The sequence below is a fragment of the Deltaproteobacteria bacterium genome, from assembly GCA_026712905.1.
GTDB lineage: Bacteria > Desulfobacterota > Binatia > UBA9968 > JAJDTQ01 > JAJDTQ01.
The window spans coordinates 1-15,110 of record JAPOPM010000130.1 but is presented as its reverse complement, the minus strand read 5'-3'; the positions used below and the strand labels follow the sequence as shown (position 1 = coordinate 15,110).

16 protein-coding genes and 1 pseudogene are annotated in these 15,110 nt (G+C 65.7%); 9 read left to right on the top strand and 8 right to left on the bottom strand.

Annotated features, from left to right (window positions below):
• The first annotated feature begins 326 nt into the window (after positions 1-326).
• The 3 genes from OXF11_10140 to OXF11_10130 all read left to right on the top strand — a co-directional run bounded on the left by OXF11_10140 (position 327) and on the right by OXF11_10130 (position 3,447).
• A complete protein-coding gene (locus OXF11_10140) occupies positions 327-1,463 on the top strand; it encodes a thiolase family protein (protein MCY4487457.1) in 1,137 nt (378 codons plus the stop codon).
• Between the two features lie 113 nt (positions 1,464-1,576).
• A complete protein-coding gene (locus OXF11_10135; GenBank protein ID MCY4487456.1) occupies positions 1,577-1,984 on the top strand; it encodes a Zn-ribbon domain-containing OB-fold protein in 408 nt (135 codons plus the stop codon).
• Positions 1,985-2,031: 47 nt separating this feature from the next.
• A complete protein-coding gene (locus OXF11_10130; GenBank protein ID MCY4487455.1) occupies positions 2,032-3,447 on the top strand; it encodes a UbiD family decarboxylase in 1,416 nt (471 codons plus the stop codon).
• A 94-nt stretch (positions 3,448-3,541) separates the two neighbouring features.
• Here the strand turns inward: OXF11_10130 and OXF11_10125 are convergent, their stop codons facing one another.
• Both OXF11_10125 and OXF11_10120 read right to left on the bottom strand, forming a co-directional pair.
• Positions 3,542-3,880, bottom strand: a complete 339-nt coding sequence (locus tag OXF11_10125; protein ID MCY4487454.1) for a helix-turn-helix transcriptional regulator — start codon at positions 3,878-3,880, stop codon at positions 3,542-3,544.
• Positions 3,877-4,260, bottom strand: a complete 384-nt coding sequence (locus OXF11_10120; GenBank protein ID MCY4487453.1) for a type II toxin-antitoxin system RelE/ParE family toxin — start codon at positions 4,258-4,260, stop codon at positions 3,877-3,879. The genes OXF11_10125 and OXF11_10120 overlap by 4 nt, the downstream gene beginning before the upstream one ends.
• Before the next feature lie 188 nt (positions 4,261-4,448).
• Here OXF11_10120 and OXF11_10115 point away from each other — a divergent pair, with 188 nt between their 5' ends.
• On the top strand, positions 4,449-4,643 hold the full coding sequence (locus OXF11_10115; GenBank protein ID MCY4487452.1) for a hypothetical protein: 195 nt from the start codon (positions 4,449-4,451) through the stop codon (positions 4,641-4,643).
• A 63-nt stretch (positions 4,644-4,706) separates the two neighbouring features.
• Here the strand turns inward: OXF11_10115 and OXF11_10110 are convergent, their stop codons facing one another.
• Positions 4,707-5,348, bottom strand: coding sequence for a carbonic anhydrase (locus OXF11_10110; protein MCY4487451.1), 642 nt, complete (start codon positions 5,346-5,348; stop codon positions 4,707-4,709).
• Between the two features lie 99 nt (positions 5,349-5,447).
• Here OXF11_10110 and OXF11_10105 point away from each other — a divergent pair, with 99 nt between their 5' ends.
• Positions 5,448-6,350, top strand: a complete 903-nt coding sequence (locus OXF11_10105) for an HNH endonuclease (protein MCY4487450.1) — start codon at positions 5,448-5,450, stop codon at positions 6,348-6,350.
• Between the two features lie 118 nt (positions 6,351-6,468).
• On the opposite strand, the gene OXF11_10100 is transcribed toward OXF11_10105, so the two are convergent.
• The gene (locus OXF11_10100; protein ID MCY4487449.1) at positions 6,469-7,644 is read right to left on the bottom strand and encodes an ATP-binding protein; all 1,176 of its coding nucleotides are present in this window, start codon (positions 7,642-7,644) and stop codon (positions 6,469-6,471) included.
• Between the two features lie 83 nt (positions 7,645-7,727).
• On the opposite strand from OXF11_10100, the gene OXF11_10095 reads away from it, so the two are divergent.
• Positions 7,728-8,108: a Smr/MutS family protein gene (locus OXF11_10095; protein MCY4487448.1), complete on the top strand. Its 381-nt coding sequence runs from the start codon at positions 7,728-7,730 to the stop codon at positions 8,106-8,108.
• A gap of 37 nt (positions 8,109-8,145) precedes the next feature.
• Here OXF11_10095 and OXF11_10090 read toward each other — a convergent pair whose 3' ends face one another.
• The 3 genes from OXF11_10090 to OXF11_10080 all read right to left on the bottom strand — a co-directional run bounded on the left by OXF11_10090 (position 8,146) and on the right by OXF11_10080 (position 10,948).
• The gene (locus OXF11_10090) at positions 8,146-8,658 is read right to left on the bottom strand and encodes a DUF4143 domain-containing protein (GenBank protein MCY4487447.1); all 513 of its coding nucleotides are present in this window, start codon (positions 8,656-8,658) and stop codon (positions 8,146-8,148) included.
• A 307-nt stretch (positions 8,659-8,965) separates the two neighbouring features.
• Positions 8,966-10,459: an amidase family protein gene (locus tag OXF11_10085; protein MCY4487446.1), complete on the bottom strand. Its 1,494-nt coding sequence runs from the start codon at positions 10,457-10,459 to the stop codon at positions 8,966-8,968.
• 42 nt (positions 10,460-10,501) lie between these two features.
• Positions 10,502-10,948: a GNAT family N-acetyltransferase gene (locus tag OXF11_10080; protein ID MCY4487445.1), complete on the bottom strand. Its 447-nt coding sequence runs from the start codon at positions 10,946-10,948 to the stop codon at positions 10,502-10,504.
• Positions 10,949-11,085: 137 nt separating this feature from the next.
• On the opposite strand from OXF11_10080, the gene OXF11_10075 reads away from it, so the two are divergent.
• The 3 genes from OXF11_10075 to OXF11_10065 all read left to right on the top strand — a co-directional run bounded on the left by OXF11_10075 (position 11,086) and on the right by OXF11_10065 (position 13,929).
• A complete protein-coding gene (locus tag OXF11_10075; GenBank protein ID MCY4487444.1) occupies positions 11,086-11,898 on the top strand; it encodes an alpha/beta hydrolase in 813 nt (270 codons plus the stop codon).
• Positions 11,899-12,056: 158 nt separating this feature from the next.
• Positions 12,057-13,505, top strand: a complete 1,449-nt coding sequence (locus OXF11_10070) for an MFS transporter (GenBank protein MCY4487443.1) — start codon at positions 12,057-12,059, stop codon at positions 13,503-13,505.
• Positions 13,506-13,584: 79 nt separating this feature from the next.
• Positions 13,585-13,929 (top strand): RidA family protein, encoded by a 345-nt coding sequence (locus tag OXF11_10065; protein MCY4487442.1) that lies wholly within the window; start codon positions 13,585-13,587, stop codon positions 13,927-13,929.
• 210 nt (positions 13,930-14,139) lie between these two features.
• Here the strand turns inward: OXF11_10065 and OXF11_10060 are convergent.
• Positions 14,140-14,802 (bottom strand): annotated as a pseudogene (locus OXF11_10060) (SOS response-associated peptidase).
• Positions 14,803-15,110 lie beyond the last annotated feature (308 nt).

Here is a 15,110-nt window from a genome sequence, read left to right as displayed (position 1 = left end):
ATCCAGGGGTGGGGAGGCGGGGGACCGCCCCTGTAGTGCCCCACCACCGCCCCTGGATTCCCGCTTTCGCGGGAATGACGAGTCGGGGGGGTCGGTGAATGACGAGTCGGGGGGGTCGGTGAATGACGAGTCGGGGGGGTCGGTGAATGACGAGTCGGGGGGGTCGGTGAATGACGAGTCCGGGGGGTCGGTGAATGACGAGTCCGGGCGGTTGGTGAATGACGAGTCCGGGCGGTTGGTGCTTCTCTCAGATGGTGTTTTGTTTGACACAGCCTGATTCGCGGGAATGACGGAATGACGAATCCCCGCCCTAGAAAGGACACCGAATGGCTTCACTCAAGGACAAATACGCGATCGTCGGCGTCGGACACTCGGCCCTGGGCAAGGTGCCCGAGCTGAGCGACTACGGTCTGCAGGTCACGGCGGTGAAGGCCGCCCTAGACGACGCGGGCATCAAGAAGACCGATGTCGACGCGGTGATCACCCACAGCCACCTGTTGGGAGCGGTGCGGGTGCACCACCAGAACCTGTCCGAGCGATTGGGCATCGACACCGCCTTCGGCGTGTCGCTGTCCGCGGGCGGCGCGACCTCTTGCCTGATGGTGCAGGTGGCGGCCGCCGCCATCGAGGCGGGCTTCTGCAAGACCGTGCTGTGCGTGCACGGCGACAAGGGCGCCACGCGCAAGACCGTAAGCCGGGGCGAGGGCGGCGGCGAGTTCGGCCCCGAGTACGGCCTGTTCGGCGCCGCCGGCCAGCACGCCTTCGGCCTCACCCGGCACATGCACGAGTACGGCACCACCCACGACCACATGGGCGCCATCGCCGTGGCCTGCCGCAAGCACGCGCAACTGAACCCCGTGGCCGCCATGCAGACCGACATGACCCTGGAGGACTACCACAACTCGCGCTGGATCGTGTGGCCGTTCCACCTGTTCGACTGCTGCCTGCGGAGCGACGGCGCCGCCGCGGTCATCGTCACCTCGGCCGAGCGCGCCAAGGACATGAAGCAGAAACCGGTCCACGTCATGGGCATGGGCCGCGCCAACAACTCCCGCGGCTACATCTGGGGCGACCACATGACCGAACTCGGCGCCAAGGAGTCCGGCGCCCAGGCCTTAGCCATGGCCGGCCTCCAGCCCAAGGACATCGACACCGCGCAGATCTACGATTGCTTCACCTACATCCTCATGGCCACGCTGGAGGACTACGGCTTCTGCAAGAAGGGCGAGGGCGGCCCGTTCGTGAGCGGCGGCCGCATCGAGCTGGGCGGCGAGCTGCCCACCAACACCTCCGGCGGCATGCTCTCCGAGTGCTACATCGAAGGCATGCTCCAGATCGTCGAGGGCGTGCGCCAGTTGCGCGGCGAATGCGGCCCGCGCCAGGTCAAGGACGCCGAGACCGCCATCATCAGCGGCAACGGCGGCAACGCCGTGTGCCACTCGACGCTGATACTGCGCAATTGACCGGACAGCCGAGGGACGCAGGTCGCATGAGCGAAGCATCATCCGACAAGGCGACGCGGACGAAGGAACGCCCGTTGCCGCCGGGAAATGCAGAACGATAGAGGGAGACCGCCGTGAGCGATTACGCCAAACCGATTCCGACCCCGTCCGAGGACTCCCAGGTCTACTGGGAGGCCACGAAGAACCACGAAATGAAGCTGCAGCAGTGCCGCAGGTGCGGCGCCTTCCGGTTCCCGCCCGGAGAGGTGTGCCCCGAGTGCACCTCCGACGAGTACGACTGGACGCCCGTCTCCGGCAAGGGCCGGGTGTTTTCCTTCGTCATCTACCACCGCGCCTACCAGCGCGGGTTCGCGGACGAGCTTCCCTACGTGGTGGCCGTCATCGAGCTCGACGAAGGAGCGCGCATGCTCTCCAACGTCACCGGCTGCAAGCCCGAAGAGGTGCGCTGCGACATGCCCGTGGAGGTGGTCTACGAGGACATCACCGACGAAGTGACCCTGCCGAAGTTCCGGCCGGCGTAAACCGCGAGAGACCTGAGGGGGCCCTGTTGCCGCAAAGGAGACCAACCATGTCCTATCGCGACCTGAGAGAATGGATCGAGCAGGTGGACGCCATGGGCGAGCTGCGCACGGTTCCCGGCTGCGACTGGAACCTGGAGATCGGCGCCTTGGCGGAGGCGGCCGGGCGCGGCGAGAACGCCCCCGCGATCCTGTTCGACCAGATCAAGGACTACCCCGAGGGGCACCGGGTGCTGGTGGGCATGGTGGAATCGCTCAAGCGCGCCGCCCTCACCACCAACCTGCCCACGGACATCACGCGCAACGAGTTCATCGCCGCCTGGAAGGAGCGCCTCAACAACCCGGCGCTGATCCCGCCCGAGTACGTGGACGAGAGCCCGCTCTACGACAACGTGTTCACCGGCAAGGACATCGACCTCTTGTCGCTGCCCGTGCCCAAGTGGCACGACGAGGACGGCGGGCGCTACATCGGCACCGCCCACGTGGTCATGACCCAGGACCCCGAGGAGGGCTGGGTGAACATGGGCGTGTACCGCACCATGGTGCACGAGAAGGACCGCCTGGCCGTGTACATCTCGCCCGGCAAGCACGGGCGCATCCACCGCCAGAAGGCCTTCGACCAGAACAAGCCCCTCAAGGTCGCCATCTCCTTCGGCCAGGACCCGCTGCTGTTCCTGCTGGGATCGCGGCAGATCCCCTGGGGCGACGAGGAGCTCGCCTACGCCGGCGGCATCAAGGGCGCGCCCGTGGACGTCATCCGCGGCGAGTTCACCGGCCTGCCCATTCCCGCCCGCGCCGAGATTGCCATCGAGGGCGAGATCATGCCCGACGAGATGCGCGAGGAAGGCCCCTTCGGCGAGTGGACCGGCTACTACGCCAGCGGCTCGCGCGATGAACCCGTGGTGCACGTCAAGAGCCTCATGTACCGCGACAACCCCATCCTCACCGGCTCGCCGCCGTTCCGGCCCCTGCCCGGCGCCGACGGCTGCGGCTCGCTGATCCGCGCCGCGTTCATCTGGGACTCCATGGAGAAGGCCGGCGTCCCCGACGTCACCGGCGTCGCCTGCTACCAGAACCGCTTCTTCACCGCCGTCTCCATCCGCCAGCGCTACCCCGGCCACGCCAAGCAGGCCGCCATGATCGCCAGCCAGAACCACACCGGCGCCTACCTCGGCCGCTACGTGGTGGTAGTGGACGACGACATCGACGTCGCCGACCTGAACGACGTCGTCTGGGCCATGTGCACCCGCTGCAACCCCGTCGACTCCATCGATATCCTGCGCCGCACCTGGAGCGGCCCCCTCGACCCCATCATCCCGCGAGACAAGAAAGGCCTCAACTCCCGCGCCATCATCGACGCCTGCCGCCCCTACGAATGGATGAAAGACTTCCCCCCGGTGTCGGGAGCGAGTGCGGAGCTGAAGGAGCAGGTGCTGGAGAAGTTTGGGGGGTATTTGAAGGGGTGAGGGGGGAGTGAGCCGCGGGTCTTGCAAAATAGAAATGGATTTCTATTTTGCAAGGATTCGGGCCAACGCCGCGGAATGACGAATTCAGGGTTAGCTACGACACCCCCCGGTCACGACTCTGTTCGCGGGTTTCTTTGGTGGACCGCGAAACCACCTGTATTTTGACACAGATGTCACGGTCCAGGGCAGCCAACATTCTCATGAGCCGATCCAGCGTAAAACGCCGCAGATCGGCATTACGGATTCGGGAGAAATCCGCGGCCGCAAAGCCGGTCTCTTGCCCGGCCTTTCTGACCGTAAGCCCGCGGTTGTCCAGCACCGCTATGACCCGAGCCGCAACAATCGCCTTGGCCTGCTTCAGATCCGCTTCGGGATCGCCCAAATCTCGAAAGACGTTCCCGCTTCCCTCCTCCAATTCGAAGTCGTCGTTCATTGCAACAAACCCCTCTTCAATCGCCCCAGGCGCGCCTTCACGAGATCGATGTCGTGCTTCGGCGTTTTGATGCCCGTCTTCGACTTCTTCCCGAACGCGTGAACCACCCACAATCTCCCCGCGATTTCAGTGACGTAGACAACGCGCCAAGCACCGGTTTGGTGGCGAAGCGCAATCTCCATGACTCCGAGCTCAAGACCCTTCAGCGGCTTGGCGATGTCTGCCTTTCCGCCTTCCGCGGCGATCGTAAGCGCGGTGTTGATCCGGTCGCGTACAGCCTTTGGGAAGGTCTCGTAACCCTTCCGCGCTGCCTTGACCCAACCGATGGGTCTTGTCTGCGACCAAGTTCCATTGTTGTCATTTATGACTACACACGTCAAACATGTCTTCCCTTGTGCCGAATTCACGGGCGGGGCCGACAGAGCGGCGCAGGGTCGCTCACGCCTTCGACTCAAGACGGTTCTCCCGTCAAGTGCAAGGAATGTGCCACCCCCGAAGTCGCGGGGGCCACGACTGAACCGCCCCGGGTTTACCGCAGACTCAACTCTTTGAGAGGATGGAGTCATGAATGAGTCAACGAGGCACCACGCCCCGCGGACCGGGTGAACCGGGTGTTCGAGGCAAGCCAGGCCTCAACTCCCGCGCCATCATCGACGCCTGCCGCCCATACGAATGGGCCAAGGACTTCCCGCCCGTGTCGGGCGCTAGCCCGGAACTGAAGGAGAAGGTGCTGGAGAGGTTTGGAGGGTACTTGAAGGGGTGAGGCGCCAACCCCCCGAGTCGTCATTCCCGCGGAAGCGGGAATCCAGGGGTGGGGAGGCGGGGATCAAGTTGGCGGCAACCGGAAGACACCGGTCTCCATATCAGCCGTCCACAACTCACCCGTATCGATGTCGAACCACCACCCGTGCAGCGTGAGCTCCCCGCTTTCCACCCGATCCTGAATCCACGCATAGGACCGAAGGTTTGCCAGTGACTTGAGCACCGATCGCTGCTCGGCCTCAGTCGCTGTTTCCGCGTCCGTGCGCCCGCCCTCGGAATCCTCCGCCAGCACCTCCCGGCAGGCTCCGTCCGCCAGCGCAACCCACGGCCCCAGGCACTCGAACGGTGGCGGTTCCTGCCCTCGCGCCGCATCCATCGCCGCCTTGATGCCCCCGCAGTGAGAATGCCCGCATACCACGACGTGGGAGACCCCGAGCGCCTTGACGCCGTACTCGACGGCCGCCATCACTGCGTACGCGGTCGCGTCGCCCGGGCGCCGAGGGGGCACGAGGTTGGCGACGACGCGAACCACGAAGATGTCTCCGGGACGCGCACCAAGGATCAACGCCGGGTCCACGCGGGAGTCGCTGCAGGCGATGATCAGGACATCCGGTTCCTGGCCTTGCGACAGGCGCGCCATGAGGGAGCGGTCGCCTTCGTATTCCATCCGGCGGAAGGCACGCGCCCCGTCGACCAGCGCGGACAAGCTGTCCTTACAAGATTCGTTCACGGTCTACCCTTCCCCGAGTTGTCGGTCTCGTGCCAGCGATGATACTCTTGCGAACCATCTATCATCGCAATTTTCATGACCCACAACGAATTTCTCAAGAAGATCGACGAAATCAACGTCTGGAAGAGCGGCGGGCAGCGTGCGCCCCACAAACCCTTGTTACTGTTGCTGGCACTTGGGCGCGTCCTCAACGACCAGGAACGCCTCGCGTCCTACCCGAGTGAAATCAAGCCCGAGCTGGCAAACCTGCTGCAACGCTTCGGCCCTCCCCGGAAAGCGCTTCACCCGGAATTTCCCTTCGGTCGCCTACGCGCCGACGGGCTCTGGGAGATCCCGGGGAGTGAGAGCCTGAGAGTCACCGCGAGCGGAGACCTTTCCGTCCGGGAACTGGAGAGCCGGAACGTCCCGGGCGGATTTCCGGAAGAAATCTACCACATGCTGCACGATTCCTCCGAGCTCGTGCGAGAGGCTGCACGAAGACTGCTGGAGGGCCACTTCCCGGAGTCGTTACATGAAGACATCCGGAACGCCACCGGCATCCCGCGTACCTGGGAGATACGGGATTCCTCCGTTCAGCCGCGAGACCCCGCCTTCCGCCGTGAAGTGTTGCGTGAGTACGAGAGACGGTGCGCCGTGTGTGATTTCGATGTGCGCCTCGGGGACGAATTGATCGGCGTCGAGGCTGCCCATATCAAATGGCATGCAGCCGGAGGCCCGGACGAAGTCCCGAACGGCTTGGCTCTTTGCTGGCTGCACCACAAGGCCTTCGACCGTGGTGCCATCGGTCTCGCGGCCGCTGGCCAGGGCTTCAAGATCCTCGTTTCCAGCGATGTCCACGGCCGCAGCCAGCCCATCCAGTGGTTCCTCGACTTCCACGACAAGCCGTTGCGACCGCCTCGCAATCGCCAACTGGACCCGAAAACGGAGTTCATCACCTGGCATCAGCGCGAGGTCTTTCGCAAACCGGCGCTCGAATAGGCACCACGGTGCAGGCGGATGATCTCCGGATGCAACGATAGTTCCGGTATGACGTTCTTCGCGTCTTGCCCGAGTCGGGTCCCACACGGGCACGGATCGTATCAGTCTTGATACCACCTCACACCCCCCTCAACACCTCCGCCATCTCCCGCACGCCGATCACCTCCGCCTCCCGCGACAGCGGGTAGCGTTCCGTTCCCGCGTACACGACGAACGCCTTCTCGGGCCGTACGTCTTCCAGCGCGTTGTAGAAGCCGCGGGTGGGGCGGGGGGCGAGGCTGTGTTTGATCTCGATGGCCCAGGGCGAGGTGCGGCCGGGAAGCTCCAGGAGCAGGTCGATCTCGGCGCCGGCGGCGGTGCGGTAGAAGCTGGCAAGGGTCCGCCGAGGCGCCGCGACCAGAAGGTTCTCGATCACGAAACCCTCCCAGCTCGCACCCATCACGGGATGGCCGGTCAGGGCGAGCTCGTCCTGAATGCCCAGGAGGCCGTGCACGAGGCCGCTGTCCCTGACGTACACCTTGGGTGACTTGACCAGCCGCTTGCGGGTGTTGGCGATGAAAGGCGGCAAACGCCGAACCAGCAGCAGATCGGTCATGAGATCGACGTACCGAGTCACCATGGGGGCGCTGATGGACAGGCTGGAGGCCAGCGCCGAGGCGTTCAGCAGGGATCCCTGCCCGTGGGCAAGCATCCGCCACAGCCTCTCCAGCGTGGCGGCGGGGACCGGATACGGCGAGAACTGCGGCATGTCCCGCTCCAGGTACGTGGCGGTGAAGTTCAGACGGTACGCAAGGCTGTCCGCATCGTTGGCGGCGAGAAAGCTCTCGGGAAAGCCGCCGCGCACCCACAAACGCCGGAGGGTCTGGTCGTCGGGCGCCAACTCGAGAACGTCGAGGGGGTCGAGGGTGACGTATTCGATCCGCCCCGCCAGACTCTCGCTCGACTGCCGCAGCAGGTCCATGGAGGCGGAGCCCAGGATCAGGAACCGTCCGGTGCGGTTGCCCACCCGGCGGCCTTCGTCGATGAGGCCGCGCAACTCGCGAAACAATTCCGGGGCGCGATGGACCTCGTCGAGGATCACGAGGCGGTCCGCGTACCGCTGGAGAAAGAGCCCTGGTTCGGCCAACCGGGTCCGGTCCGTGCTTTTCTCGAGGTCGAGGTATACGTTATCCGTCGTGTCGGCGATTTGCCGTGCCAGCGTGGTCTTGCCGACCTGACGCGGTCCGATCAACGCCACGGCGGCTTGTCGGCCCAAGGCGACGCGGATATCCTTGTCTGCACGGCGGATAATCATCCTTGCAAATTAAAATGGTTTGTTTTAATTTGCAAGGTTAAACCCCCTGGGAAGTCCGACTGCCCAACCCGATGCCCCCTCCCTTGATAGACACCCTCCGGCGCCTCGCCGCCCTGCTCGCCGGCGAAGGCCGCGACGTTCGCGAACCCGCACCCGACCCCGACGATGACACCCTGCCCGACGACGACCCCGTCGTCCTCCCCATCGAGGACCAGATCGACCTGCATCCGTTCGCGCCGCGGGACATTCCGAGCGTGGTGGAGGAGTATGTCTGGCAGTGCCACGAGCAGGGGTTGCGGGAGGTGCGGATCATTCACGGGCGCGGCAAGGGGGTGCAGCGGCGCATCGTGCAGTCGGCGCTGGGGAAGAACCCGCTGGTGGAGTCGTGCCACGATGCGCCGCCGGAGAGGGGCGGCTGGGGCGCGACGGTGGCGGTGATCCGCGCGAAGGAGCGCGGCGAGTAGGGGCCTCCGGGATCGTGTTCGGCCCGGCCGCGGTTCGTTACGTCACCAGCGCATCCCCCCAGAGCCGTTCGAGAAACCGTTCCCAAGGCAGTATCCTGATACCCTCGGCGGTGCGGCGGGGGGCGGTTTCGTTGCACACGACCACGGCTTGGGCGGGACGATGTTCTTCCACGTAGGCGCGCATGGCCCTGAGTTCTTCGGGGCGGACGCGGGGGCTTCCCTTGACCTCGATGGCTATCTCGCCCGCACGGCCGAGGACGAAGTCGCACTCCAGCCCGGACTTGGTGCGCCAGAAGCGTACCGGGAAATCGTACTCGCGATAGGAACGATAGGCGAGCAGCTCCATCAGCACGAGATGCTCCAGGGCGCGCCCGAAGTCGGCACCGTGTTCGCGTTCGATCCGGCGCCCGGTCATGTGGCCGGCCACGCCGACGTCGAACAGGTAGAATTTCGGTGCCCGTGTGATGACCGCGCGCGAGCGGCGCGGACTGAACGGCTCGACGAAGACGCCCAGCAGCGTGTCCACAAGGATCTGAAAATACTCGCGCACGGTCTTGGAGTGGCGGCAGGTCCAGGCGAAGGGTGCGGTGGTAGTACATGATTCGGAGTATCCTCCGAAATGGTCGAACTAATTCGGAATGTACTCCGACATATACTCCCCAATGGCAAGCTGTGCAAGATCCCTGCCGCGGCTAGGGCCCTGGATTCCCGCTTCCGCGGGAATGACGGTCGGGGGTTTGGCGCCAATTCTTGTCCGGGTGACGTTTTGATACAGCCGCTGTCGCGGGAATGACGAATCGGGGCGTCCTTGGCATCGTGCCAACCGCGAACTTGAATGACGAAGGGTGGAACATCTCCTACAGCGTGGTCTCCGGCGCCCTCCGGTGGTGCGTGGCCTGCTCGTAGGCGTACGCCAGCCGGATCATGCGGCCGTCTTCGTAGGGCCGGCCGAGGAAGCTGATGCCGGCCGGCAAACCATCGGCGGTGAACCCCGCGGGCACCGTCACCGTAGGCACGTAGACCAGGAACGTGTTCAGGTGCGGCGCGCCCTTGTGGTTCACGAAGGGCGGTTTCACGCCGTCGGCGATGAGCGTGGGTTGGTGCTCCACCGCCTTGTGCACGATGGCGTCCAGGCGGTGCTCCGCCATGGTCTTGAGCAGATGGACCATCAGGTGCTCCCGGGCCAGCAGGTACTGGTAGTGGTCCGCGGGGTCGGAGGTGATGCGCAGGCGCGCCTGCACCTGCTCCGTGAGCTTGGGGTAGTCCGGCGACGCCATGGCGTCGGCGCGCGTCCGGTACGGCGGATTGGCGCTGCGGGACATGTAGATCCCGAAGGCCCTTTCCCCGGCGGTGGGATCCGCGCAGCGCTTGGCCAGCAGCTCGTTCAACCGCGCCAGTTCCACCGGGTCCACCACCTCGGCGCCGGCCGCCCGCAGTTCCTCCACCGCGTTGTCGAATATCCCGCTGATGCTCTTGAAGTCGTCGGCCTCGGGATCGGTGTTGTAGCCCATGGGCTCGCGCAGGACGCCGATCCTGGCGCCGCGCAGGCCGTCCGCGTCCAGGAAGTCCGTGTAGCTCGGCGGCACGTGGCCGTAGCCCCTGGAGGTAATCGGGTCATCGCCGTCGTAGCCCACCATGACGTCCAGCAGGGTGGCCATGTCCCGGACCGTGCGCGCCATGGGCCCCAGCGACCCGGCTTCCTGGGGCCAGCCGGAGTACACGCCGGCCCGGCTCACCAGCCCGGCGGTGGGACGCATGCCGGCGATGCAGTTCCACGTGGAAGGCCGGCGAATGGACGCCAGTCCCTCCTGGCCCACGCCCACCGTGCCGAAGTTGGCGGAGACCGCCGCGCCGGAGCCGCCCGAGGAGCCGCCCACGGTACGCTCCACGTCGTAGGGATTGCGGGTGGAGCCGAACAACGAGCCGTGGGTATCGCCCGCGCCCAGCTCGCCCAGAGTGGTCTTGGCCAGCACGATGGCGCCGGCCTCCTTGAGCTTCTCCACCACCCGGCAGTCCCGGTCCGGATAGTAGTCCTTGAACAGCAGCGAGCCCAGGGTGGTGGGCGTCCCCTTGAGATCCGCCTGGTCCTTCATGACCACCGGGATGCCGTGGAGCGGCCCGCTCTTGCCCGAGCCCTTGAACGCCGCGTCCAGCCGGTCCGCCTCGTCGAGGGCCGCGGGGTTCACCGTGATGACGGAATTGATCCGCGGACCGCCGCGGTCATAGGCGTCGATGCGGTCGATGTACGCCTGCACCAGTTGGCGCGCGGTGAGGGTACCCGCGGCGTAGGCGCCGTGAATGTCCGCGATGGTGGCTTCCGGCACCGTGAACGAGTCTGCGTTTGCGCTCATGCGATCCTCCGTCGGCAATGTCCAGGTAGACAGCTCAGAACCCTACCGCAACCTCAATTCCATGAACAGCGCGCCTTCCAGCGGATTCTCGGTGTACTGGGCGGTCTCCCTGAACCCCATGGAACGATACAGGGCGATGGCCGGGCGCATGGCGGGAAGCGTGTCGAGGCGCATGGCCGCATAGCCCTTCTCCCGCGCCGTTTGGACGATCCGCTCTGCGCACTCTCTCCCCAGGCCGTTGCCGCGAAACCCGGGGCGCAGAAACAACCGCTTCATCTCGCACACCCCGCCGCCCAGGTCCTTGAGGGCGACGCAGCCCGCGGTCCGCTCTCCCTCGCGCAAGAGGAATAATACTCCGCCCGGCGGGCCGTAGACGCGCTCCAGGGTTTCGAGCTCCTCCTCGAACCCCTGGAAGCAAAGGTCCACCTCGATCTCGGCCTCGTACTCGCGCAGCAAGGTCCTCGCCTCGCGGTAGTCTTCTTCCGTCAATGCTGTGATGAACTCCGGCACTGTTTGTCCCGTCAGAGGTGAGGCGCGGACGACCATTGTGTCAGTTTGGTCAGAACCTGCCTAAACGTGTATCACTAACCCTTGACCTGTAACAGGACGTGCAATGGAGGACGATCATGGCTGACGACCCCCGAAGCGGCTTCACCGAGGTGCAGGGCATCCGCATGCACTACCGGGAGTGGGGCGACCCCGCGGCTCCGGACCTCCTGCTGGTCCACGGCTGGACCAACTACAGTCTCGGTTGGGCGGGCGTGGCCGAGCGCTTCGCCGGCCGCTACCACGTGGTGGCGCCGGACCTGCGCGGCCACGGCGAGTCGGACAAACCCGTCACCGGCTACCGCCTGCGCGACTTCGCCGAGGACGTCCACCAGCTCATCGCCAACCTCAAGCTCGAGCGCCCAGTCTACGCCGGCCATTCCTGGGGCGGCAACATCGGCACCATGCTCGCGGCCGACCATCCCGAGGACATCTCACGCGCCTTCCTGGAGGACCCGGTCTACTGGCGCATGCAGCACGCCTTCGTCACCGCCCTGCCCGGCGCGCTGGCCCGGCTCGCGCGCCCCGAGGACGAGATTCGTGCCGAGGCCCGGGAGAACGGCCTCTCGCCGGAGCAGGAGGACTGGGAAGTCTACCGCAACCGCCACTTCTCGCCCCACGCCCTGACCCGGCTGCTCACCGACAACCGCGACTGGGCACTGGCGTCCGAGGAACGCCTGCGGCGCATCCAGGTGCCCACGCTGATCCTGGTGGGGGACGCCACCGTGCCGCCCCAGCCCGGCGCCATCCTCGCCCAGGAGCTCGGCCACCTCCGAAGCATCGCCTCGCCGCAGGTCGTGTTCGAGTTCTGGGAGGGCGTCGGCCACATGATGCGCGGCACCCGGCCCGAGGCCTACAACGAGCGGCTGGAGCAATGGCTGGCGGGAAGCTGACCGTGACGACATCCGCGATCGTCCTTCCCGCGCCCCTCTCCGCCCCTGGATTCCCGCTTCCGCGGGAACGACTTCTCGGGGGTTTGGTGCCAATTCTTGTCCGGTCGACGTCTTGACACAGCCTGTTCCGCGGGAACGACGGTAGGGGATTTTACCGCTTGTCCGACTCGACATCACCACCGACTCCCATCTGGTCGCATCCGACCCTGCTCATCGCCGGGCTGAGCGGCCTGCTGGCGTCTTCGGACACGTCGGTGAACATCGCGTTCCCGGCCATTACCGAGGCGTTCGGCATCAACCTGCTGTCCATCCAGTGGGTGGTGGTGAGCTACGTGCTGACCCACGCCAGCCTGCTGCTGGGCTGCGGCCGGCTGGCGGACCTCTTCGGCCACTGGCGCACCCTTACCATCGGTCTCCTCATCAGCGCCGCGGCATTCGTCGCCTGCGGCCTGGCCCAGACGTTCGCGTGGCTGCTCATGGGACGGATGCTCCAGGGGGTGGGCGTCGCGCTGGTGTTCGGCTCGGCCCCGGCGCTGGTCACGCTCAGCGTCAGTGGCGACGAACGCGGACGGGCGCTGGGGTTCTACCAAATGAACATGGCCACGGGGTACGCCATGGGCCCGCTGCTGGGGGGCGTGCTGGTGGACGCCTTCGGCTGGCGCGGCGTCTACCTGTACCGGGCGCTTCCCGCCCTCATCATCGCCTGGTTCACCTCCCGCCGCGTGCACTCCGTGGAACGCGCGGCCTCCCGCGAGCGGTTCGACCTTCTGGGCGCCGTCACGCTCACCCTGGCGGCCGGCGCGCTGCTGCTGGCCATGACCCGCAGCCGCGACCTCGGCTGGGCGGATCCGGAGGTGCTCGCGCTGGCGCTGACCGGGGCGGTGAGCCTGGTGGTCTTTCTCATCACCGAGAAGCGGGTGGCCGCGCCCGTCATCAACCTCGACCTGTTCCGCTGGCCGGCCTTCACCCTCGCCAACCTGCTCACCCTGGCGGCCAACGCCACGCGGTTTCCCATCGGCCTGCTGGTGCCCTACTATGCCGTGGACATCCTGGGCTACCGGGGGGTTGTGGTCGGCCTGCTCATCTTCGCGCCCGCGGTGATGACCATCTTTGCCGCCGCCTTCGCCGGCCGGTTGTCCGACCGCATCGGCACCGCCTGGTTGAGCTCCGCGGGGCTGGCCGTCCAGGCCGTGGGCCTGTGGCTGGCCAGCGGCCTCGACGCCAGCTCCGACTACCCCACCGCCGCCCTTTCCCTGGCCCTGGTGGGGCTCGGCCTGGGCACCTTCCAGGTGCCCAACATGAGCTTCGTCATGGGCGCCATCCCCCGCGACCACCAAGGCGTCGCCGGCAGCGTCAACCAGATGATGCGCACCGGCGGCATCGTCTTCGGCGTCACCGGCGCCAGCCTGATGTTCGAACGCTGGCGCGTCGCCCACGCGGACCTGGGGGAGGTCGGCGCCTTCGTGACCGCCTTCCAGCTCGTGTTCCTGACAGCGGCGGTGCTGTGCGGCCTGGCCGCGGTGGCGTCGCTGTTTCGAGGCAGGAGCGGAAAGCGGCAGGACCGCAACCGGCAGGACAAGATGGATGCGGAATCGTCGGGTGCGTAGGCGTCTCCGGCAAAATCTGATAGCGTTTCGCGGTTCGGGAAGTCACCCGGAAAAACATTCCAATGGAGGGCACAGTCCGATGAGCATCGAACACATCAGACCGCAGGTTTGGAACAGCCGCGCCGTGGTGCACGGCGATCTGGTATACCTGTCCGGCTTGGTAGCCGACGACAAGTCCTTGTCGACGAAGGGCCAGACGGAACAGGTACTGGCCAAGATCGACGACGTCCTCGCCGCCGCCGGCACCAACAAGTCCCGCATCCTCACGTCCACCGTCTATCTCGCCGACATCGACGCCAAGGACGAGATGAACGAGGCGTGGATGGCCTGGATCGACAAGGACAATCTCCCGGCCCGGGCCGCCATCGGCGTGGACCTTACGCCGGGCACCCAGGTGGAGATCATGGTCTGCGCGGCGAAGTAGGGTACGGCGAACGCACCGCGACCCCATTCAGGAGCGGTGGCGTGCAACTCATCCGGTATCCGGGTCCCGTGAAGGACGACGCGCGGCAAACAAATCCAGTGCGCCCGTGATGTCCTTGCCCTCGTCAAAGTCCACGTCGAATGTCGCTGCCCTCACCCCGGTGCGATCTTCGTGCGAATGTCGACCCTTGGGCAGGGCTTGCACTTCGTCGGGGGCAATGCACTCCGGGGAGTCGTTCGCGGGCGAGTTGACCGCGCGCGAGACACAGTAGCCGTCCATCAGCTCGGCGGGATAGGGCTTGAGGAGCGGTGACAGCGTCGCGGGGTCGGTGTTGGCGGGATCGAGCCACTTGGCTTCGTCCTCCGGCAGCAGGATGACCGGCATCCGGTTATGGACCGGCTCCAGGAGGCTGTTTGGGTTGGTGGTGACGATGGTGAACGAATAGCGCGGGGTGCCGTCGGGCTGGAGCCAGCGGTCCCAGAGGCCCGCGAAAGCAAACGGCTCCCCGCTCCGAAGCGTGAAACGCATGGGCGTCCGGAAACGACCTTCCTTGCGCCATTCGTAGAAGCCGTCGGCCGGCACCAGGCAGCGCCGTCTCGGCAACAGGTTTCGAAACGCCGGTCGTTGGGCCAGGGTTTCCGCCCGGGCGTTGATGATGGGCTTGGCGGCGTCCTTGGCGTGGTATGGCACGAGGCCCCAGTGCATCAGCCGTAGCGTGCGGGAATCCGGCGTCTTGGGGTTCACGCCCAACACCGGCGCGTCCTGGCTCGGCGCCAGGTTGTACCGGGGCGCCAACTCGAAGCCCGGCTCGTCGAATCCGAACCGGTCCATTAAATCCTGCAACTTTGCCGTCTGGGTGTACCTACCGCACATGGTGATGATCGTTGTCTATTTTTGTCTTTGTTTTCATTGTGTTATATTTCACAGCCGATGTTCATCGGTCTGCATTTCCAACGACAAGCACAGACTCCGACTACCACTGAATTGATTACTGTCGATTGCGTTTCGATGACGGATCGGTTAAGCTCCTTTCCGGCTGAACGTTTTCGTTCGGTCACGGAGTGATGAAGAGACCGCGAGGGGTGACGGAGGACCATGATATCACCGGGTGAGAGTCCGGCGCCAGTCCTTGCGCAGGGGTCGGAGCCAGATGTCCTTTTTCGGCTGATCGCGTCGGGTAT

Excerpts from the sequence above, each read along its gene's own strand:
- OXF11_10065 (MCY4487442.1), top strand. The coding sequence starts at position 13,585 with ATGAGCATCGAACACATCAGACCGCAGGTTTGGAACAGCCGCGCCGTG.
- OXF11_10125 (MCY4487454.1), bottom strand. The coding sequence starts at position 3,880 with ATGAACGACGACTTCGAATTGGAGGAGGGAAGCGGGAACGTCTTTCGA.
- OXF11_10100 (MCY4487449.1), bottom strand. The coding sequence starts at position 7,644 with ATGATTATCCGCCGTGCAGACAAGGATATCCGCGTCGCCTTGGGCCGA.
- OXF11_10075 (MCY4487444.1), top strand. The coding sequence starts at position 11,086 with ATGGCTGACGACCCCCGAAGCGGCTTCACCGAGGTGCAGGGCATCCGC.
- OXF11_10140 (MCY4487457.1), top strand. The coding sequence starts at position 327 with ATGGCTTCACTCAAGGACAAATACGCGATCGTCGGCGTCGGACACTCG.
- OXF11_10115 (MCY4487452.1), top strand. The coding sequence starts at position 4,449 with ATGAGTCAACGAGGCACCACGCCCCGCGGACCGGGTGAACCGGGTGTT.
- OXF11_10105 (MCY4487450.1), top strand. The coding sequence starts at position 5,448 with ATGACCCACAACGAATTTCTCAAGAAGATCGACGAAATCAACGTCTGG.
- OXF11_10085 (MCY4487446.1), bottom strand. The coding sequence starts at position 10,459 with ATGAGCGCAAACGCAGACTCGTTCACGGTGCCGGAAGCCACCATCGCG.
- OXF11_10130 (MCY4487455.1), top strand. The coding sequence starts at position 2,032 with ATGTCCTATCGCGACCTGAGAGAATGGATCGAGCAGGTGGACGCCATG.